Annotated in this window: 17 protein-coding genes; 4 read left to right on the forward strand and 13 right to left on the reverse strand. The window is 67.5% G+C overall.

Annotated features, from left to right (window positions below; translation table 11 throughout):
• From G579_RS15870 to G579_RS0104720, 5 genes are all read right to left on the reverse strand, one after another.
• Positions 1–557, reverse strand: a 557-nt coding sequence (locus tag G579_RS15870) for a HAMP domain-containing protein (RefSeq protein ID WP_155989744.1), incomplete at its 3' end; no start/stop codon positions are given.
• Between the two features lie 202 nt (positions 558–759).
• Positions 760–1,806, reverse strand: coding sequence for a tRNA dihydrouridine(20/20a) synthase DusA (dusA, locus tag G579_RS15875; RefSeq protein WP_051180871.1), 1,047 nt, complete (start codon positions 1,804–1,806; stop codon positions 760–762).
• Between the two features lie 189 nt (positions 1,807–1,995).
• The gene (locus tag G579_RS15880; RefSeq protein ID WP_051180874.1) at positions 1,996–2,433 is read right to left on the reverse strand and encodes a DUF3293 domain-containing protein; all 438 of its coding nucleotides are present in this window, start codon (positions 2,431–2,433) and stop codon (positions 1,996–1,998) included.
• A 6-nt stretch (positions 2,434–2,439) separates the two neighbouring features.
• On the reverse strand, positions 2,440–4,125 hold the full coding sequence (gene dacB / locus G579_RS15885; RefSeq protein ID WP_081662591.1) for a D-alanyl-D-alanine carboxypeptidase/D-alanyl-D-alanine endopeptidase: 1,686 nt from the start codon (positions 4,123–4,125) through the stop codon (positions 2,440–2,442).
• Positions 4,118–5,338, reverse strand: coding sequence for an MFS transporter (locus tag G579_RS0104720; RefSeq protein ID WP_051180877.1), 1,221 nt, complete (start codon positions 5,336–5,338; stop codon positions 4,118–4,120). The genes dacB and G579_RS0104720 overlap by 8 nt, the downstream gene beginning before the upstream one ends.
• A 447-nt stretch (positions 5,339–5,785) precedes the next feature.
• Here G579_RS0104720 and G579_RS15890 point away from each other — a divergent pair, with 447 nt between their 5' ends.
• The 4 genes from G579_RS15890 (at position 5,786) to G579_RS15900 (ending at position 9,785) form a co-directional block, all read left to right on the forward strand.
• Positions 5,786–6,232 (forward strand): DsrE family protein, encoded by a 447-nt coding sequence (locus G579_RS15890; protein ID WP_162142969.1) that lies wholly within the window; start codon positions 5,786–5,788, stop codon positions 6,230–6,232.
• A gap of 141 nt (positions 6,233–6,373) precedes the next feature.
• Positions 6,374–7,333, forward strand: coding sequence for an AEC family transporter (locus G579_RS0104735; RefSeq protein WP_051180879.1), 960 nt, complete (start codon positions 6,374–6,376; stop codon positions 7,331–7,333).
• A complete protein-coding gene (gene gluQRS / locus G579_RS15895) occupies positions 7,312–8,241 on the forward strand; it encodes a tRNA glutamyl-Q(34) synthetase GluQRS (RefSeq protein WP_081662593.1) in 930 nt (309 codons plus the stop codon). Before G579_RS0104735 ends, gluQRS begins: the two co-directional genes overlap by 22 nt.
• Before the next feature lie 536 nt (positions 8,242–8,777).
• Entirely contained in the window at positions 8,778–9,785 is a 1,008-nt protein-coding gene (locus G579_RS15900) for a LysR family transcriptional regulator (protein ID WP_230973801.1), read from the forward strand.
• Between the two features lie 126 nt (positions 9,786–9,911).
• On the opposite strand, the gene G579_RS0104750 is transcribed toward G579_RS15900, so the two are convergent.
• From G579_RS0104750 to G579_RS15920, 8 genes are all read right to left on the reverse strand, one after another.
• Complete coding sequence (locus G579_RS0104750; protein ID WP_028989259.1) at positions 9,912–10,238, reverse strand: P-II family nitrogen regulator; 327 nt, start codon at positions 10,236–10,238, stop codon at positions 9,912–9,914.
• Entirely contained in the window at positions 10,235–13,354 is a 3,120-nt protein-coding gene (locus G579_RS15905) for a DUF2309 domain-containing protein (RefSeq protein ID WP_081662595.1), read from the reverse strand. The genes G579_RS0104750 and G579_RS15905 overlap by 4 nt, the downstream gene beginning before the upstream one ends.
• The gene (locus G579_RS0104760; protein WP_028989260.1) at positions 13,351–14,094 is read right to left on the reverse strand and encodes a hypothetical protein; all 744 of its coding nucleotides are present in this window, start codon (positions 14,092–14,094) and stop codon (positions 13,351–13,353) included. Before G579_RS0104760 ends, G579_RS15905 begins: the two co-directional genes overlap by 4 nt.
• A gap of 1 nt (position 14,095) precedes the next feature.
• Entirely contained in the window at positions 14,096–15,775 is a 1,680-nt protein-coding gene (locus G579_RS0104765) for an NADH-quinone oxidoreductase subunit 5 family protein (protein WP_028989261.1), read from the reverse strand.
• A gap of 275 nt (positions 15,776–16,050) precedes the next feature.
• Entirely contained in the window at positions 16,051–16,362 is a 312-nt protein-coding gene (locus G579_RS18985; protein WP_155989745.1) for a hypothetical protein, read from the reverse strand.
• 7 nt (positions 16,363–16,369) lie between these two features.
• Positions 16,370–16,702 (reverse strand): hypothetical protein, encoded by a 333-nt coding sequence (locus tag G579_RS18135; RefSeq protein WP_028989262.1) that lies wholly within the window; start codon positions 16,700–16,702, stop codon positions 16,370–16,372.
• A gap of 307 nt (positions 16,703–17,009) precedes the next feature.
• The gene (locus tag G579_RS18140) at positions 17,010–17,384 is read right to left on the reverse strand and encodes a hypothetical protein (RefSeq protein ID WP_155989746.1); all 375 of its coding nucleotides are present in this window, start codon (positions 17,382–17,384) and stop codon (positions 17,010–17,012) included.
• A 189-nt stretch (positions 17,385–17,573) separates the two neighbouring features.
• On the reverse strand, positions 17,574–20,177 hold the full coding sequence (locus G579_RS15920; protein ID WP_081662596.1) for a YbcC family protein: 2,604 nt from the start codon (positions 20,175–20,177) through the stop codon (positions 17,574–17,576).
• Positions 20,178–20,179: the final 2 nt, after the last annotated feature.

Genomic DNA, 20,179 nt, shown 5'->3' on the forward strand with positions numbered 1-20,179 from the left:
TCGGTGCCCACCTCGCGCGCCACGCGCGTCACCTCCGAGGCAAAGGAGCTCAACTGATCCACCATGGTGTTCACGGTGGTGCCGATGTGCAGGAACTCGCCCTTGACCGGCCGCCCCTCGATCTCCAAGGCCATCTTCTGCGACAGATCGCCCTCGGCCACGGCGCTGAGCACGCGCGCCACCTCGGTGGTCGGCTGGACGAGATCGCCGATCAGGGTATTGATGGAATCGACGCTGTTCCGCCACGCGCCCGAGACGTCGCCCAGGTGGGCCCGCTCGGTCATGCGGCCTTCCTGGCCGACGACCCGGCCGACGCGCATGATTTCGTTGGCCATTTTCTGGTTCATGGCCATCAGTTCGTTGAAGACCTGGGCCACCTCGCTGCTCAATCCGGTCCGGCTCCGGCGCAGACGCACGGAGAAGTCGCCGTCCCTGGCCGCTTCCAGGGCGGTCAGCAACTGTTCCAGGAATTGATTGCAGGTGGTGCTTCCGGAGGTGCGGCTCTTGGCTTCGGCTTCCACTATCTCGTCCTCTTGCGCGTTACCATCAGTCGTCATGCCGGTTCAGGGTCACTCCCGCGGGAGGCGCGTGCGTGGAATGGGGCTGCGTGCCGGCGGCCAAATAAAGCTGGTGGATTTCGTAAAGCAGAGATGGCTGTGGGACTTGAACCCGCGTTCAAGCTGGATACAGCGGCATACTTTTACCCCAAAAGTCTGACCCCGACAAGGACTGATTGCGCGGGCGAGGCAAAGCGGCCGTTCAGGCGCCGGCGCGGAAAATCGCCGTGGCTTCGGGGGTGTCGCGGGCGGGACGGTCCAGCACGTCGTCGCTCAGCTGGGCCATGGCGCGGTCCAGCAGTTCCGGCCCCGGACGGCCCCGATGCAGCTCGGTGCTCAGGAAGCGCTTCCAGGCACGCGTGCCCGGCTCGCCATGGAACAGTCCCAGCATGTGCCGGGTGATCTGGTGCAGGGTGGCGCGCCCGCCGGCCAGCACGTCCTCGGCATAGGCCTGCATGTCGCGGATCACCTGGCGCCGGGTGAGCGGCACGGCGGGCGGGCGGCCGAAGACGCGCGCGTCGGCCTGCGCCAGCATCCAGGGGTCATGGTAGGCGGCGCGGCCCACCATGACGCCGTCCACCTGCCGGAGCTGCGCTTCCACCTGGGCCAGGGTGGTGACGCCGCCGTTCAGCTCGATGCGCAGGTGCGGGAAGTCGCGCTTGAGCCGATGCACCAGCTCGTAGCGCAGGGGCGGGACCGTGCGGTTCTCCGCCGGGCTCAGGCCGCTGAGCCAAGCCTTGCGGGCGTGCACGATGAAGGTCGCGCAGCCCGCCGCGGCCACCGTTTCCACGAAGCGGGCGACGTCCTCGTAGCGGTCCAGCTCGTCCACGCCGATGCGGTGCTTCACCGTCACCGGCAGGCGGGTGGCGCCGCGCATGGCTGCCACCATGTCCGCCACCTGCGCGGGGGTGCGCATCAGGCAGGCGCCGAAGCGGCCCGACTGCACCCGGTCGGAGGGGCAGCCGACGTTGAGGTTGACTTCGGCATAGTTCCAGTCCTCGGCAATGCGGGCGCATTGGGCCAGTTGCGCCGGATCATCGCCGCCCAACTGGATGGCGAGCGGCTGCTCGCTGGCGTCGAAGTCCAGAAAGCGCTCGCGGTCGTGTCCGAAGAGGATGGCGCCGGTGGTGACCATCTCCGTATAGAGCAGGCAGTGCCGGCAGATCCGCCGCAGGAAGAAGCGGCAGTGGCGGTCGGTCCACTCCATCATGGGCGCGATGCTGAGAAGATGGCTGTCGGGATTTGGCATGGCGAAGGATGCGGATGACGAGGGTGAATCCACGAGGCGGCATGATAGCGCTTCGGCGGCGGGAAGTCCCGCAGCAATCGGTGCGGCACCGATCCGGAAGCGGCGGATGGGCTTCCCTCGCCCCTGCCGCGTCCGGGTGGATCGGGCGCTATGCGCCAATGCAGATGCAACGGCCGGGAGCGGAGCGGATCATTGCCCGGACTCGGAACAGGTGCCCTGCTCCACCCGCTCCCCCGAACTCAGGTACAGCCAGGCGCGCGCGCCGTCGCCCCAGACGATGGCATGCTGGCCGAAAACGCGGGCCAGTTCCAGCGCCTCGTCCAAGCGCAAGCCGAACACGGCCGCGCTTTCCTCGCGCCAGCCGTCGCGGCCTTCGCCGCGCGCGGGCAAATGGGACCAGCCGCGCGCCGCGAGCTGCTCCAGCAGGAGCCGCTGGCGAGCATCGTTGGCCTCCCGGTCCAGCGGCTGGGAGCGGGGATTCCAGGCGGTGATGAGGGCGAAGGGCCGGCGCAGGCACGGGGGCAGGATCTCGTCCCCGATGCGAAAACACGCCGGCCCTTCGGCGCACTGCACCGCGTAGCGGCTTTGGAAGTAGGCGGACAGCAGCTCCGGCGACAGCTCCGGCATGGCGGGTCAGAACTCCGTCTCCGCTTCTTCACCCAGAGGCAGCGGCTGATTCGAGATCCGGCTGGTGGCGAGCAGGGCCACCAGCTGGTCGATGCGGCTCTTGATCTGCGCGTCGGACACGCGGAACCCGTTCACCATGATGGCAAAGGCGTAATCATGGCCATCGGCCTTGCGGATGTAGCCCGCCAGGGTCTGCACGCCGCGCAGGCTGCCGGTCTTGGCATAGACCTCCGCTTCGCCGTTGAGGCTGCGCAGGCGGTGGCGCAGGGTGCCGTCATGCCCGCCCCAGGGCAGGGAGGCGCGCCAGACAGTACCCCAGGGCGCGGTGCTGGCATAGCTCAGCACCGCGGTCAGGGCCGCCGGCGGCAGGCGGTTGTTGCGCGACAGGCCGCAGCCGTCGTCCATGTAGCAGGACGGCGTCAGCAGCGCGCGCTCGCGCAGCCAGCTCTTGAGGTGGAAGGAGGCCGTGGCCAGGCTGCCGTCGCCGCCTTGAGCAAGGCTGGCCTCGCGCAGCAGCATTTCCGCGTGCAGATTCTGGCTGACCTTGTTCACCACCGCCACCGCCTCGCGCAGCGGCGGCGAGCGCAGCTCGGCCAGTGTCAGATAGTTGCCGTAGCTCAGCGAATTGTAGACCTTCTCGCCGGGACTGCGCCGCAGGATCTCCACCCCGCCGCCGACGAGGATGCCGCGCTTTTCCAAGGCATCGCGGAAAGCCAGCACGGCCATGCGCGCCGGATCCGGCTGGGCCAGCATCATGAAGCGCGCGCCGCCGCGCGCGCGCGCCTGGCCCTGCAGCTCCCAGTAGCCGCCCTTGTCCACCAGCCGCACGGCACTGCCGCCACCATTGACCGTCATCACGGCGTTGCGGATCAGGCCGCGCGGATTGGGCTCGATGGAAGCGGAAGCCCATTGCCCGGCGCGCGGCGCCGGACGCACGGTCACCAGCACCATGCCGTCGTTGAAGCTCAGGCTGCTCACCGGAGCGCCGTACCAGCGGATGCTGTCCTCCTCGGTCCAGCCAGCCGGCCGGGGTTCCGTGGGATAGCGCCGAGTATCCGCCACCAGCCCATCGGGGATTTCACGCACGCCACGCGCCCACAACGCCTCGGCCAACTTGTCGAAAGGCTCGCTCAGCGGGCCGCGCACGGTGGTGCCGTGAAAGGGGAAGACGCGGCTGGACAGGTTGGGATCGCCGCCGCCCAGGAGCACCAGCGGCCCCTGCACCACGCCGTTGATGTTAGGTGCCGACCGGGCCAACACCTGGGTGCTGAAGGTCGCGTCCGGGCCCAGCACGTCCAGGGCGAAGGCGGTAGTCAGCAGCTTGGCCGTCGAAGCGGGCTGCAGCGGCTCGGTGCCGCCGGTTTCGTATAGCGGCTGCCGGCTGTTCAGGTCCATCACGCTGACTCCCCAGATCCCCTCGCTGGCGGAGCGGCTTGCCAGAAAGGCATCAATCTGCGCCGTGGGGAAGCTCCTCAGCGTCTCCGCCAGCGATGGGCTCACTGGGTAGGCGGGACGCTGCCAGGCAGCCTGCTGCGCCGCCGGTGCCGCCAGCGCCGGCTTGGCCAGGGACGGGTTGGCCCGCAAGCCGCCGGAATCGCAGGCTGACGCCAGCAGCGCGACCGCGGAAATCAGCAGCCATTTGCTGCGCTTGTCGAAAGCAAGCAGCCGGGGGTTCTTCATCTTCTTATCCATGGTGCACTCGCGCCGGCATCAACCAGGCCAGGAGGACGCCCGGCCAGGAAATCACAAAAGCGATCCAAAAGAACACGGTAAAGCCGACGCCGGCGGCGACGAAGCCGCTGAGGCTGCCGGCGATGGTGGCGGCCACCGACATGAGCGCGGAACCGATGGCGAAATGGGTAGCCTGAAAATTGCCGCTGCAGCGCTGCATCAGAAAGACCATGAGCGCCGCCGTGCCGAACCCGGCCGCCACCTGCTCAAAGGCGACCACCGCCGCCACGCCCAGGAGACCGGGCTTGGCGTAGGCCATCCAGGCATAGGCCGGGATGGCCAGGCTCTGGATGAGGGCGAAGGGAAAAAAGCAGCGACGCAAGCCGTAGCGGCTGATGATGGCGCCGCCCAACAGCGCGCCGCCGATGCCCGCCAGGGTACCGACAGTGCCGGACAGAAAGCCGCGGGCCGCGGTGTCGTAGCCCAGGTACTTCAAGAGCGGCGTGGCCATGGCGAACATCATGGCGTCGCCGGCGCGGAACAGCAGGATGAAGGCCAGCACCATCCAGATGTGGGGCTGGCGCAGGTAGCTCAGGAAGGCTTCCTTGACCACGGCGGCACGCAGGGTGTCTTGGCTGGCGGCTACGGGCGGCAGCAGCAGATGATGCAGCACGGCCAGGAAGGCCAGGATGCCGGCCGCCGCCAGGAAGCAGGCCACCCAGGACACCATGCCCGCCAGCACCACCAGGGCGCCGTTGCCCACCAGCAGGGCCACCCGATAAGCCGCCACCCGCAGACCGGAGTAAGCGGCCTGATCGGCATCATTGAGCGATTGGATGTAGTAGCCGTCGATGGCGATGTCGTGGGTGGCCGCGATGAAAGCGATCACGAGGAAAACCTTGGCCGCCAGCCCCAGATCGAAGCTCTGCGCCGGCCAGGCCAGCGCCGCCACCGCCAAGGCAAGCAGCAGTTCGATGCCCACGATCCAGATCTTCTTGCTGCTGATGACGTCCACCAGCGGACTCCACAGGAACTTCAGGTTCCAGGCCAGGCCGTAGAGCGAGGTCAGGCCGATGGCCTGCAGGCTGGCGCCGGCCGCCGTGAAGAACTGGGCGGAGATCTGATGGACGATGGAATAAGGCAGGCCCTGGGCGAAGTAGGTGCTGAGCGCCCAGGAGGCGGTGCGGGCACGCCGGGGGGGCGAGGCAGTCACGGGCACAGCGGGTGAAGACATAGAAATTCCTTATCGTGCAAGAGGACTTGCGGGGCGCACCCGACATGCCGGACGGCCCGGGAAGCTGCGCGCGGGCGCCCGTCGTTCCGCACGGGCGTTGTTACGTTACCCCAATATAGTCGAAGATCCCGAGCCCACCAGGGCAGTACCCGACCATCGTTGACACGAACGCAAGTCCCTCCGAACGGCTGACACGCGCCTCGGAAAGCCGCCTCGCTGCCGCCCTTCGTGGCACCACGGATTCGGGAAATGGGGATCTGGATGGTCGGGGTGCAATCTCACACGCGAACGGCACCGTCGCCGATGCTAAAGGAGTACTCCGGCCCGCCCCTGGTGTCAAGATTCCGTCGCACCCTCATGATCCGCTCGAAGGAACTCTGGATGCGCGCGCGCCCTCTAAAGCGACTGTTGTCCGCATCCAAGACCAAGCCGATTCGAGGAGGAAACATGAAAAACATGATGGCCCGCGTCGCTCTCGTGCTGTGGGTGGCGCTCATGAGCTTCAGTCTGCAGGCCCAGGCGCAGGACAGCGCGCCGGCGCAGTCTCCAGAAAACTTCAAGCTCCTGCTGGAGGTCAACAGCGCCAGCCAGGAAAGCTGGCACGGCGCCATCAGCACGGCCCGGCAGGTCATGACCACGATCGGCATGGACAAGGCCCAGATCGAGGTGGTCGCCTGGGGGCCGGGCATCAAGATGCTGCTGAAGAACTCTCCGGTCGCCGAGAACATCCAGAGCCTCTCCATGTACGGCATCAAGTTCCTGGCCTGCAACAACACCATGAAGGCGATGAAGATCCAACCCACGGACCTGGCCGAGGGCGTCACCATCATACCCGCCGCCGTCGTGCACATCGTCCAGCGCGACCACGAGGGCTGGACGCAGATCAAGATGTAGCGTCGCCGTGCCGCCGGCGCCCCGGCCGCACCGGGGCGCCGGCACGCCCCGCCCGAACCGCGCTCCAGCGGCTCGCGAATCCCCGGAAATGGGCTACACTTCCCCCTTTGGCAGCTTTCCCGAGAACGGCCGCGCCCTTTCATGCCCATCGACCCCATCCAGCTCGCCAGCCATGTGCTGGTGCCGTTTGCCCTGCTCATCATCATCGGCGGACTGTGGAATCGCTGGGAGCCGGGCGGCGTCAGCGCCGCCAGCGCGCGCAAGGTCGTCAATGCCCTGGTGCTGAATCTGTTTTACCCGGCGCTGGCCTTTTCGGTCATCAGCCGCGCCCGCTGCGGCGTCGAAGCCGCATGGGTGCCGCTGCTGGTCGCGCTGGGCGTTTTCGCCGGCGCCGGCATCGGCTATCTCCTGCTGCGGCATACCTCGCTGGGCCGCGGCCTGGCGCCCGCCAGCCTGGCGGCGCTGGTGCTGGCCGGCGCCTTCGGCAACATCGTCGGCGTGGGCGTTCCGGTGCAGATCGCCCTCTTCGGGCCGGATGCGGCCCGCTACGCCGTCTACGCCGACATCCTCGCCACCCTGCCCCTGACTTGGACCTTCGGCGTTTGGCTGGCCTACCGGCTGGGGCCGGGCGCGGGGCCCGCCGGCGGCGCCGGGCGGTTCCTGCGCGTGCTGGCCACGCTGCCGCCCATCTGGGCCTTCGCCGCCGCTCTGGCCTTCCGGCTGGGCCAGTGGCCGGTGCCGGACTGGCTGGCGGCCAGCGCCCACTTCATCGGCGCGCCCACCATTCCGGCCATGATGCTGACGGTGGGCTTGTCCCTGCCGCTGACCGATTGGCGCCGGCGCCTGCGGCCGGTGGCCACGGCCGGCGCCGTCAAGCTTCTGCTGGCCCCGCTGCTGATCTGGCTGCTGGCCCGCCCGCTGGCCGGCCAGGGCGAGCCCATCCGAGCCGCCATCCTGGAAAGCGCCATGCCGACCATGATGGCCACCCTGATGCTGGCCGACCGCTTCGAGCTGGACGCTGAAATCCTGTCCATGGCCATTGCCTTGAGTGCCGTGGCCTTTTTCGGCACCCTTTTCCTATGGCTGATGATCCTGTTCTGACTCCGGCGGACGGCTCCGCCCGTGCCGGCGCAACACCCGTCGGGCGCTTCGCTCCCTCCCCCACCGGCGCCTTGCACCTGGGCTCGCTGGTGGCCGCCATCGGCAGCCATCTCTGTGCCAAGTCCTTGGGCGGCCGCTGGCTGCTGCGCATGGAAGACCTGGACACGCCGCGCAACGTGCCGGACGCCGATGCGGCCATCCTGCGCGATCTGGAGCGGCTCGGCCTGGAATGGGACGGCCCGGTGCTGTACCAGTCCACCCGCCTGGAAGCCTATGCGGCGGCCCTGGAGACCCTGCGCGCACAGGGCGCGGCCTTCGCCTGCGGCTGCTCGCGCCAGGAGGTCAGCTTGGCGGGCGGGGTCTATCCCGGCACCTGCCGCACCGGCCTGCCGCCTGGCCGCACGGCGCGGGCCGTGCGCATGCACGCGCCCGAAGGCGAAGTCCGCTTTCTCGATCTCCTGCACGGCCCGCAGCGGCAGCATCCGGCCCGCCAGGGCGACTTCGTGATCCACCGCGCCGACGGCATCTTCGCTTACGTCTTCGCCTGCGTGGTGGATGATGCCGCCCAGGACGTGACCCAGATCGCGCGTGGTGCCGATCTGCTGGAAATCACCGGCCGCCAGCGCCTGCTGCAGGAAGCCCTGGGCTATCCGGAACCGATTTACGCCCACCTGCCGCTGGTGCTGGACGCCAGCGGACACAAGCTCTCCAAAAGCGCCGGCGCCGAGGCCTGGGGCAACCGCCCGAGCGACGCCTGGGCGCGCGCCCTGGCCCACCTGGGCTGGCCCCTGCCCGCGGAACTGCAGGGTGCGCCGGTGGCGGAGATCCGGCGCTATGGGCTGGAGCGTGCCGGCAAGATGCTGCGTGCAAGGCTGGAGCAGGGACTGGGTCCGGTCCAGGCACGATGAGGATGGTTTCCGCCGAGGGAGCCAACTGGACGGGCACTGGCGCCCAATGGCAGGAGCAGCCTGTCCCCGCGGCTCGCGCCCGCTGCTGAGCGGGTGCCGGCTGCGGACATGCAGGAGCGAGCCCGCTCGCGCCTGCGGCCGGTGGCGACCGTGTGGCCGAGGAGCGATGCCCGGGCGTCAGCCAACGCCTCCCCTCACCCTGCCTTCTCCTCGAAGGTATTCCGGGGCATGCCAACGTGATACCGTGCCAAGCCTGACGGGTTGTCATCCCAACTGTAGAAGCGAGCTCGCGATCAACCGTGTGGCGAGCGAGTCATCGCGGGCCAGCCCGCGCCTGCGCTCAAAACGTCGGGGCTCTCCAGCTCAGCCCAACCGACTCCACAGCCACAGCCCACTCCCCCTGACCCACCCCGCCCCCGAGCGCCCCCGATTGCACGCGACCAAGCCAACAAACATAATAAAAAAGCAAAACATCGAATCACTTCCATTCACGTTAATGAATGGAACGTCCTTACGGAAAGGAACCGGCCTTGAATGTGACCTTTCGCCAACTGCGCCTGCTGGAAGCGGTGGCGCGGCATTCCAGCTTTACCCGCGCGTCCGAGGAACTGCACCTGACCCAGCCTGCGGTGTCGACCCAGATCAAGCAATTGGAAGAAGCCGTGGGCATGCCCCTGTTCGAGCAGATCGGCAAGAAGATTTTCCTCACCGAAGCCGGCAAGGAGATGTACGCCTTCAGCCGCGCGATCGCGCAGCAGTTCCGCGACGTCGAGTCGGTGCTGGACGACATGAAGGGCGTGAAGCGCGGCACGCTGTCGCTGACGGTCACCAGCACCGGCAACTACTTCGCCCCCTATCTGCTGGCGGCCTTCGTCGACCGCCATCCCGGCACCCAGGTGCACCTGGAGGTCAGGAATCGCGAGGAGGTGGTGAGCCAGTTGCAGGAGAACATTCCGGACATGGTGGTGATGGGAACGCCGCCCCACAACATCGAGCTCCAGGCGCAAGCCTTTCTGCGCAACCCGCTGGTGATCATCGCACCGCCGGACCACCCCTTGGTGGGCGTGGATCAAGTGCCGCTCAGCCGGCTGATCGGCGAGAACTTCATCCTGCGCGAGCGCGGCTCGGGCACGCGCATGGCGGTGGAGCGCTTCTTTCAGCAGCGCGGCGTGAAGATCAATACCTCGATGGAGATGAGCGGCAACGAAGCCATCAAGCATGCGGTCATGGCTGGCCTGGGGCTGGGCATCGTGTCGCTGCACACGCTGGAATTCGAACTGGCGCTGGACCGGATTGCCATTCTGAGCGTGGAGGGCTTTCCGATCATGAAGGAGTGGTATCTCGTCACCCGCAGCGGCAAGCGCATGTCGCCCATTGCGCAGGCCTTCCACGAATTCGTGCTGACCGAAGCCGAGCAGATCATCAAGCTGCCGCAGCCGAATCCGGCGCCCCGCCCAGGGCAGCGCGGGAAGCACGCGGACTTGCGTGCCGCCGAGCCTTCGCACTTCGGCCTTTCGCGTCCGGGCAGCGCCGAAAGCCGCTGAAGGCACGGGCAGGCACGGCGCGCGGGCCTGATGCCCCAGGCTTGCGATGCGGCGTGCGCCCCTTGCGGAACGAGCCCCCGCCGCGCCGGAATCGATCCCGCGCGCCCGATGGCCGGGGCATCCGGCTCAGCTCTTGAATTTCACCAAGCGGCTGACCTGGATGTCCGAGATGAACACCACGCCGGTGTGCTTGTTGAAAAACGGCGCGAAGCCTTCGAGGATGGGTTCCACCAACTCCTCGGGAACGGCCACGATGATCATGATCAACACCGCGTCCTCGTTGAACATGAGGTGGCCCTCATGGAAGCCGTGCCGGCCCTTGCCGGACAGATTGCCGACAATGGTGTAGCCCGTGACGCCTGCGCGGTCGAGCAGATCGGTGGCAAACTCCTGATGCGCGCCCTCGATGATGATCTCCAGCTTCTTGACGGGGCTGAGATTGAGATTGGTCATGCCGCATTCTCCTTTGCTTCGACGGTGATGCCGGATGCACGTGCCACGCGCTGGCGCCATTCCCCATCTTCGAATACGTGGAAGATCTGGGTCTCCGGATCCACGATGACCATGCGGATCCAGCCATTGTGGACGAGGTGCTTGATGGTCGCCACCGCTTCGATGGCCCGCCGAGCCGTCTCGAACGGCGCCTCGAGCACGGTGATCAGCCGCAAGGGCTCGTGATAGGGCTCGCCATCCTTGAGCACGGTCTGCGAGGGCAGGCCGGTGCGCAGATCGCTCAGATTGCCGGTCATGACGCCGAAACGGCCCGCGATGTTGTGGTAGGCCTTGCTGCCGCTGCCGTAATGCTCGTTGTCGACGGCCGAGAAGTAGTGCTCCATGTTGATCCACTGGCCGACCACCACCGGCCCGGCCAGGATGTTCTCCAGCAGGCGGCCCTTGGGATCGCAGCGGTAGTCGTAGGAGTTCAGGAAGCTACGGGCCTCGAGGTCCATGTGCTCGGTGATGTGGCGGCGGCCGACGATGAAGGCCGCATTGCGCGACAGCCCCCACTCGGGCCGCACCTGCGACCAGTCCATGGCATTGCGCCGCGCATTGCGGTACGCCTTTTCCGGGTCATCGCTGCTGTCGGCGGGCTCCAGGGTCTGGAGCCGCTCCGCCGCGCTCAGGCGCGAAGCAGCCCGCAGGCCGTTGGTCAGCCGCTCCAGGTACACCAGGTGGCTCGGCGGCAGCAGCTCGAGGTCATAGAGCCGCAGCTCGTCGGTGGTGGTGTTGTGCAGGGCGGGAATGAACCAGGTATCGGCGGCGATGTCGATGCCCTGAGCACGCAGGCGCTCGCGCACCGCCGGCTTGTTGGCCATCTGCGCGAAGACCCGGGCGTTGACGATGCCGTGGTTGCCGCCGCAGGCGCCGCAGTCGAGGGCGGATTCGTAAGGATTGTTCTCCGAGCTGCTGCCATGGCCGGTCAGCAGCACGAAACGCGAGAAGTCCTTGGTTAGGCCGATGGAGCGCAGCGCCTGGCTGACGAAGTGCACCTGCTCGTCCAGGGTGAAGCCGATGCGCCCCAGGCGCTCGAACTGGATCTGCACATAACCGCGGTCGATGCGATAGACCCGCCGCAGGCAATCGATGAAATTGGCCTCGGCCTGGGCATCCAGCTTGAACTGGCGCGCGAACTCGGTCGGCCCCTCCTGGTTGCCCATGGCCGCTTCGCGGAGCTCGCGGATCATGTCGTCGGTGATCGCCTCGCGCTCGATGCCGAGCTCGCGGCCGAGCGCCTTCACGATCATGACCCGCTGCAGGGAGCGGATGATCGAGTCCGCCTGCTCGCGCGTCAGCTTGTCCAACAGCAGGCGACTGCTCGACCTGGCCGGATGCAGCCGGCTGCGCCAGCGGTTGTATGCCAGCGGCGCGAAGCTCTTGCCGAACATGTCCAGGCCGAAGAGCAGGCCCAGCGCCTCCACGGTGATGAAGGGCGACAGCACCGAGCCTTTCAGGTCATGGAAGACGTGCTCCAGCGCGGTGACGAAATCATCGTCATCCGTGTTCCGCGCGGTGCTGAGTTCCAGCACCATGTTCTTGGGGGTGACCACCACCGGGCAGAGATGGGTTTCGCTGCCCTTGTCCAGGCCGACGAAGCTCACCGGCACGCCGAAGAAACCGGCGATGCCGTAGGTCTGGTAGTCGCCGAGCTGTTCCAGGTGGCGGCGGATGCGTTCGGAACGCACATCGATGCAAAAAAGCATCTGGGCGAAGGGACGCTTCTCGCGCGGCGCCGGCGCCGTCAGCTTCAGCCCGTTCAGCAGCCGATCCATGTGCTGCGCCTCGTGAGCATTCAGCCACATCTGGCCCTCTTCCCGCTCGAGGCTGGCGAGCATCGGCAACAGGCGATCGACCTCGTTCGGCTTCAGGTGCTCAATCGCATCGGCCATCCCGGCGCGCGCGGCCAGCTGCCGCAAGCCCGCGGCCATGCGCCGGGCCTCGTCCTCGCGCTTGCGCGCCAGGTATTCGGGCAGCAGGCGGACCATGCGCGCCTTGCGTCCACTCTCGATGGCATCCTCGACCGCATGCGCCATGGCCGGCAGAACCCGCTTGCCGTGGAGCTCATGGCGCAAATAGGCTTCCTCCGGGTGCTCGTCGACGAAGCGGGCGAGCTCGACCGTATTCACCGGGATCCGCTTGCGCTGGGCGTGCTCGCGCAACAGCGCCAATCCCAGCACCAGGCGGATGGCCAGATAATCCACCAGATCGGCCGGATAGATCTGATTCCAGTGATAGTGCTTGGCACCCGAGCGCCAGCGGATGAAGCCGGCCCAGCCATGCAGCCGGGTCAGTTCGGCCGTGAAATAATCCATCCAGGCATCTTCGGGCACCCGCAGCTCGGTCATCACATGGCTGATGATGCCCTCGGGCGTGTCGTCGAGGGCGAGGATCTGCTTGATGTGCAGGCCATGGATGAACAGCTTCAGGTTGCGCCGCGCCAGTGCGCTCCAGGCCGTGAACAACCCCTTTTCGCGCCCGGGCATCTGCCAGACGGACTGGCCCTCGTCGAAGAAATCGAGGCAGCTCTTGATCACCAGCTCGTCCAGGGTCGTGCCGATCTCTGTGCCGAAAAGCGCGTCCACAACGGCGTGCACCGGGCGGCTGGGCGGCATCTCGGCCTTGACGCGCGCGGCCAGGGACACCGGATCGAGCTCGAACGGGGGCAAGGCAGCGCCGGTGAGCGCGGCATGGACATCACGCCCGTTCGCCAGGGTCGGGCGCCAACCCAGCGGCTGCTCGACCTGGGTCAGCAGCGTCATCAGCAGTTGTTGCAGATCCAGCCCCGCGAGGGACGGCTGCTTGGCACGGAAGTGCTCGATCTGCGCCGCCAGCACGGCCGTGTCGATCTTGCCGCTGGCCAGGTAGCGCTGATAGATGGCACGCGGCAGGTAGGCGCGCGCATGAAAGAGCCGCTCGCCCTCGGTCGTCGCCTGCTCAAAGGGCATGTGCTCCAACCCGTGCAGGGGATTGTGGTGGATGAAGGTGCGCATCGGCCAGAAGAAGGGAATGGGTTCGCCGGCCATCTGGACCATGGCGCGGATCTTGAGTCGTCTCCCGAGTGCGAGCGTCACAGGCTACCTCCTGTCAGGTAGAGACCGGCAGCCACGAAGGCGACGAGCAGGCTCGCATACGCCAGCGTGGAAGGTCGTCCGATGTCATCGATGGATCCTTGGCGGGCGGGGCCGACCACGAAGCCCTGCACCAGCCTGATTGCCGCCCAGCCCCAGATCAGCCAGATGAACACCGTGCCGAGGGCGGCCGACCAGCCGAGCCGCTGCAGCAGGCCCAGCATGGCAAAGAAGGTCGGGAAGGGCGGCGTGGCAACGCCGGCCAGTGCCGCCAGGACGAGCACGCCGGACAGGCGCGGCAGCATGCCCGCCAGCCCACCGGGCAAGCCCGCGTAGGCCGCGCCGAAGCGTCGCGACAAAGGACCGGTGAGCAGCGCCAGCAAGGCTGCCGGGAGGCTGAACCAGAAAGCAAAGAACCGCAGCTCGGTGATGCTGGCGCCGCCATTGGCCAGCGCCCAGGTCAGGGCCAGCGCCGATGTGGCGAGAAAGCTCGCCCACAGGCCGAGGTCCCGCACGGTCAGGAGGCGCAGCGCGTAGAATCCCGCGCTCAGCAGTGCCCAGGGCACGAAGGCCGACGGGACATCCTGGCCGGCGGCCTGCAACGCCATCACCCCGAGCTGCGGCCAGAGCAGCAACAGCACGAAGCGGGCAACGGGATGGCGTAGCCGCGTGACCGCGACATTGAGCACGATGCTCAGCGGGAACAGCGGCAGAAACAATCCGGCAATCAGCAGTAGCGTCATGTCACACCCACCTCGTCCAGACGTTCAGCCGTTTCGAAAGGGCCAGCACGGATTCCGTCAACCTGGCATACACGTCGGCCACATAGAGTTCGCGCGAAATCAGCGAATAGAACGCCAGCTTGAGAGGCGACACATCGCCGTCGCGCGTGCCGCCCCTGGCTGCGGCGTAGTAGGTCGCCAGCCAGCCCAGGACGATGGCGGCCGTCAGGATCGCGACGAGAACATCGAAGGTCGCCCACGGAATGCTGGCCGCCGCGTAGATGCGTTCGCTCAAGTTCTGGTCCGGGAACAGGAACTGGCTGAAGGCGTGCTCGATGAGGGTATAGCCGGCCACCACGATGGTGAGCGACAGGATGATCATGCCCATCAGGCGCCACGGGCTCTCGGCATGCAGGCGGTAGGTGGCGAACAGCAGCTGCGCGCCGGTGACCCAGCCGAAGAACAGCAGGATGATGCCGCCCTGCTGGCCGACGAAATCGCCGCCCACCAGCCAATGGGACAGGCCGAGGATCACGAACGGCACCACCACCGTGATCGCCGCGGCGACCACCCAGGGCAGGCGGGAAGCCACCGGCTTGCGTTCGACCACGAAGGTGTAGACATCGTCCTGCGGGACGCCGTCGTGGTTGCGCGCGTTGCCGATCACGCCGCCGGCGCCGAGGAAAAGCGTGCCCTTGAAGAGGCCGTGGGCAATCAGGTGATAGATCGCCAGGGAAAAGGCGCCGACGCCGCACTCGACGAACATGAAGCCCATCTGCCCCATGGTGGAATAGCCGAGGGACTTTTTGATGTCATTCTGGGTCAGCATGAGCACCGAACCCAGGATGGCCGTGACCAGGCCCACCGCGAAGACCAGGTGCAGCACCTCGCCGGCGTAGACGAAGACCGGGGCGAAGCGGGTGATGATGAAGCCGCCGGCGTTGACGATGCCCGCGTGCATCAGGGCCGAGACCGGCGTCGGTCCCTCCATGGTGTAGGGCAGCCAGGTGTGCAGCGGGAACTGCGCCGAGCGCGCGAAGGCGGCCAGCGCCACCAGCAGGCCGACCGTGGCCGCCAGCGGGAGTCCGAAGATGGTCTGGGTGTCGGGGGCGGCGGCGAGATGCTCGAAGAGCGCCGGCAGCGACACCGTGCCGAAGGCCTGGTACAGCAGGACCGCGGCCAGCGCCAGCGGCAGATCGCCGAGCCGGTAGGTGAAGAAGGTCCAGAAGGCGTAGCGTTGCGCGGTCGGCCGCTGCAGATCGTGGCCGAGCAGGAAATACAGCAGCACGCCGACCAGATGCCACGCCACCAGCAGGGTAATGAGATCGCCTGCGGCCACCATCAATAGAATGGTGGCCGTCATCAGATCCAGCAGCACGAAGAAGCGGACATAGCCGCGCTCCTCGGCCATGTAGCGAACCGAGTAGACGTGCACCACCAAGCTGATGCCCGCGACCGCCAGGGACATGATGCTGCTCAGTGGATCGTGGTACAGACTGCCCCAAGGCAGGCCGGATGATATCCATTGGGCGTCCCGCTCGCTCAAATACAGCACCAGCGAGGCGGCGGCGAGCAGAAGGGTGATTACCGAAAACGCGACGCTCAGGCGCGCCAAGCTCCGCTGCGGCCTGCCGGCGAGCAACGCGATCAGTATGGCCGAGGACAGCGGAATGGCCGGAAGCAAAGCTGTCAGTTTGTCCACTGTGTCAACTCTCCCGTATGCAAGTTGTTTTCATTCAGCGCCTCGGCGGCGCGGGGAAACCGCAGGGTGCGGGGCCATTCGGCGGCACCCGCCCGGCGGCAAATGCGGCCACTGCCGCGCCGACGGATACATCATGCCGGGGGCAGGTCAGCAACGCCCCGACCAAGGCTTTGAGAAGCGGCAATCCGGGCAGCGGATCAGTGGTTCCTGTCCCGAAAAAGCCGCATGGCCGGATGCAGCCCGTGGATGAGCTGGATGCAGCCATTCATTGGAAGCTAATGGTAGATATTGAATACGATAAACAACAGTCTTGATTTTTTATGGCAACCATAAACCGAAATGAATGGATGGCGCGCGGGAACGCGGCGTGAGCTGACGCTGCGCCGCCGGCGGCGCCGAGCCGGAAGCGACCTGCTCTTGTCCAAGGACCCGCTCCAGCGCACACGATGCCAACCATGGCAGGAAAAGATGAGGCCCACCATGCCGTTGCAGACGTTCAGCGTTCCAGGGCGCAGGTCAAGCGTCTCGTCCATGAAGCGCAGGTCACGAAAGCCGCGCAGGATCACGGGCAAGGCATCCGCCGGCATCGCGGCGTCATCCGGACAACCCCGGCGCGAAGGCCAGGCAAAGATCCGCGCCAGCAAGCTCGCTGATGCCACGGATGAGAAAGCGACAAGGGTCGCGCAGCGGCCAAAGGGTGGCGCGCGAACTGGAAAAATGCAGCTTGGCGTGAAAGACGCCATGCATTGTGATCAATTCAGCGAGAGGATCTAGCCCCGCGTCGATGCGCTCATCCATCGGGCTGGCGACCCGCTCCTGCTGAAACAAACCGGCACGCATGGCCGGATCGCCCTGGTGCCGCATCCACTGTCCCGACTGCTCGCAGAGCGGCTGGGTGGCTGGCACTTCGCGCAGGTCGAAGTCCACGCCGAGATAGCCGCGGGATTCGCCGTCGGGCTCTCGATCCGCTGCACAGCAGTCAGAGAGACGCCGCGCATTGCGGCTGATGCAGGCTGCCGACAGGGAGAACGGGCTGCCCGCCAGCGCTTCCGCCAGATACGCCCGATCGCTGCGGTCTCGGCCGCAGTGCTCCGTCAGGAGCCCGCCCGGGAAGCATTGGCAGCAAGTTGGCGGGCATGACCGTCCAGCACGCGCAGGTACTTGCAGTAGGGCAGCTCGGCCAGGCCGTCCATCAGCAGGCGTTCCAGGCCCGCAGCGAGCCTGGCCCCAGGTCCTAGGCCGCGAGGCCGATGTTCGCCATGCGCAACGGATTGGCATGGGCGCGTCCGTCGGTCTCGGCGAGGGCCTGCCCGCTCGCCGTCGCCAATGCCCAGGCGCAGGCGTCTTCCAGGCCGGTCCAGGCATCGATTCCCCTACGCATGCCCGAATCGCATGCGCCTTCCAAGCGCAGGACCAGATGCTGTGCCGGGAACCCCGCCTCTTGGGCGAAGGCCTCGAGCGCAGCCCAATGGCGAATGAAGCGGCGCGCGAAGCGCGCCCGCCCTTGGGCCACGCGGTGCACTCGAGGGCACGCTCGTCCGCTGCCCACGCCAATCGGCAAGCCGATCAGCTCCACGGCGATGCGGGCGTTGCGCCGTGCCGCTTCCAACTGGGTGCCCGGGCGCGGTGTTTCGCGCGTGAAGCGCCAAGGCGGTCCGTGTCGTAACCGGCCACGTGCCTGATGCGGCACCCCAGCGCCTTTTCCACGGCCGGGGCGATGACCCGTTCCTTGCCGTGCCGGGTTGGCAGCGCGATTTCCGCGCCGGTATACACCGCTGGCAGACGGCGGATGCAACGCTCATGGCGCACTCGCTTCGAACCGCTCCCAGCGCCCGCTTGCCACGCGCCGGAAGATGCCGCCGTCCGTGCCGATGCGGAACAGGTGCAGCCAGCCGTTCTCCACCAACTGGCGCACCAGCTCGTGGCGGGCGATGACGTCGTCCATGGCGGCCGCGGGCGCTTCGATGAACACGCTCAGGCGCAGGGGCTCGTGCACCCAGCGCTTGCCGTCGTGCAGCGACTGCAAGGACAGGCCGACGCGCAGGTCGCCGCCGTTGCCCTCCAGCACGCCGATGGCGCCGCCGACCACGTTGTGCAGCACCTTGTTGCCACTGCCGAAGCGCTGATTGTCGACTACCGAGCCGTAGTACTGCATGTTGATCCAGTTGGCCACCACCAACGGTGCGGTCATGATCAGCTCCAGGGTGCGGAAGCTTTCATCGGCCTGCCACCGGTACTCATGCAGGAAGGCGCGGCCGCCCAGATCGACGCCGAGGGTGCGCTCCCGGGGCGCGGCGATGAAGGCCGCGTTGCCGGCCAGGCCCCATTCCGGGCGCACCTGGGACCAGTCGCGGCTGCGCCGGCGCACATCGGCCTCCACGGCCCGGTCCGGCAGGCCGGCGGTGCCGAGCAGCGCGGCGCGCTGCATGCGGGTCAGGCCGCCGGCCTGCTCCAGCCACTGGCGCAGTTGCGCCAGGTCCTGTGCCAGCGGTTCGGGTACTTCGTCGGTGTCGAACAGGCGCACGTCGTCGGTGGTGGTGTCGTGCAGACCGGCCAGGAACCAGGTGTCCTCCGGGATGACGATGCCGCGCTCGCGCAAACCGCGCCGCACCGCCGGCTGGTTCAGCAGCGCGGCCACCACGCGGGCACTGGCCTCGCCGGTCTGGCCGGCGCAGGCACCACAGTCCAGACCGGTGGCGTGGGGATTGTTCACCGTGCTGCTGCCGTGCCCCACCAGCAGCACCAAGCGCGCGAAATCGCCGGTTAGGGCCATGGCGCGCAGGATACGCTCCGCGTTGTCGACCCAATCGGCCTGCGGGATGCCCGCCTCCGCGTGCTGGCCGCAGCACTGCGCCTGCGGCGCGGCGGCCAGGGCGGGGCCGATCCGGCTGATGAGTTGCTTGTCCAACCCCTGCGTGAACGGGTCGGGTACCGGCCGGCTCCAGCCGAAACTGTCACTGATCAGCTTGGGTGCATACATCAGCCCGGCGGCCTCGACGAAGGAAAAGCAGGAGGCCGCCGACAGCTTGAACCCCTTCCAGGCCTTGCTCAGACTGATGCGCTGGCGCCGCTTGGCCGCTTGCTGCGCATTCGCCTGCGGATCGTCGGTCTTCAGCTGCTCGCATACGCGGTAGGCGGGGTTGAAGATCACCGGGACGTGAGAACGGCCGGCGCCGGCGCCGAGCGGCACGTATTCGATGAAGACGCCGAAGAAGCCGGCGAACCCGAGCGTCTGCACCTTGGGCGCCACCGTTTCCAGGGCGCGGCGGAATACCTCGGAACGCACGTCGATGCAGAAGGCCGCCTGCACTGCCGGCCGCGCGGCGGCCCGGGCGCGTTCCCCGTGTTTGGGCGCGGCACCCAGCCCGGCGATCACCTCGCGCTGGAAGCCGATCTCCATGGCGTTGAGCAGGATGCGGTCGACCTCCGCAGCCGCTTGGCGCTTGGCGGACGGCGGCCGCATGCTGGCGGCCAACATCTCACGCCAGCGCGCCACCAGGGCCGCAGTGCCCTTTTCCGTGAACAGCAGGACGTCCCACATCAGCCGAATGGCCAGCAGATCGACCATGGAATCGTCCTGCTGCCCAGCGAGTTCCGCCTGCCAGCGCAAGTAGCGGGTCCAGGCCGCCCAACCGCCGATGCTCAGCAGTGCGGCGTGCAGGTAGCGCTCCGTCGCCGCCGGCGGAATGTCCAGCTGCTCGAGCGCCCAGGCAATGGCCGCGCGCGGCTGGGCAGGCAGCCTGGCGACGGCCGCCCGGAAGTCGCCCAGACCCATCATGGCGGGGCTCCGGTCGAGAGCGGCGGCCTTGCGCCAGGCGGCATACAGGGACTGCCCGCGCCAGGGCATGCTCACCATGGCCTGGCCCAGGTCGAAATAGGCGGCGCAATGCAGGCTGATGCGCTCGGTGACGAAACTCGTCCACATGCCGCCCTCCACCCGGTCGAGCACCTCGCTGACCGAAGCCATGCCCATCTTCGGCCGGGGGGCTTCCGAGGCGAGCACCCGTTCAATGGCCGCCACATCCATTTGGCTGCCGCAGCGGGCGATGGCCAATTCCAGGTCCTCGCGCGTGATGCGGCCCGCGGCCAGCTGTTCGCGATAGTAGGCACGCGGCATATAGAGGCTGCTGCCAACGACGCGGGCCAGGGTGTCGGACGCCTCCTGGAATGTCTGGTCGCGCAGGCCGAAAAACGGGTTGACGGCGACGAAGTGCTTCAGCGGCCACAGGGGCGCGATGCGCGCGCAGGCTGCGTCGATGAGCCGGTCCAGTTCGACGGCGTCCGTCTGGGCCGGGCCGGCGGCGTGGGCGCCGGCCCGGCCCGGCCCCTGCTCCGGACGGGTGTCTGTTTCGCGGACCGGCAGATCGGACTCTTTCAAGAAAATGGCATCGGTGGCGCTCATGA

The sequence above is a fragment of the Thermithiobacillus tepidarius DSM 3134 genome, assembly GCF_000423825.1.
Taxonomy (GTDB): domain Bacteria; phylum Pseudomonadota; class Gammaproteobacteria; order Acidithiobacillales; family Thermithiobacillaceae; genus Thermithiobacillus; species Thermithiobacillus tepidarius.

Excerpts from the sequence above, each read along its gene's own strand:
- dusA (WP_051180871.1), bottom strand. The coding sequence starts at position 1,806 with ATGCCAAATCCCGACAGCCATCTTCTCAGCATCGCGCCCATGATGGAG.
- G579_RS15880 (WP_051180874.1), bottom strand. The coding sequence starts at position 2,433 with ATGCCGGAGCTGTCGCCGGAGCTGCTGTCCGCCTACTTCCAAAGCCGC.
- dacB (WP_081662591.1), bottom strand. The coding sequence starts at position 4,125 with ATGGATAAGAAGATGAAGAACCCCCGGCTGCTTGCTTTCGACAAGCGC.
- G579_RS0104720 (WP_051180877.1), bottom strand. The coding sequence starts at position 5,338 with ATGTCTTCACCCGCTGTGCCCGTGACTGCCTCGCCCCCCCGGCGTGCC.
- G579_RS15890 (WP_162142969.1), top strand. The coding sequence starts at position 5,786 with ATGAAAAACATGATGGCCCGCGTCGCTCTCGTGCTGTGGGTGGCGCTC.
- G579_RS0104735 (WP_051180879.1), top strand. The coding sequence starts at position 6,374 with ATGCCCATCGACCCCATCCAGCTCGCCAGCCATGTGCTGGTGCCGTTT.
- gluQRS (WP_081662593.1), top strand. The coding sequence starts at position 7,312 with ATGGCTGATGATCCTGTTCTGACTCCGGCGGACGGCTCCGCCCGTGCC.
- G579_RS0104750 (WP_028989259.1), bottom strand. The coding sequence starts at position 10,238 with ATGACCAATCTCAATCTCAGCCCCGTCAAGAAGCTGGAGATCATCATC.
- G579_RS0104760 (WP_028989260.1), bottom strand. The coding sequence starts at position 14,094 with ATGACGCTACTGCTGATTGCCGGATTGTTTCTGCCGCTGTTCCCGCTG.
- G579_RS18985 (WP_155989745.1), bottom strand. The coding sequence starts at position 16,362 with ATGCCGGCGGATGCCTTGCCCGTGATCCTGCGCGGCTTTCGTGACCTG.
- G579_RS15920 (WP_081662596.1), bottom strand. The coding sequence starts at position 20,177 with ATGAGCGCCACCGATGCCATTTTCTTGAAAGAGTCCGATCTGCCGGTC.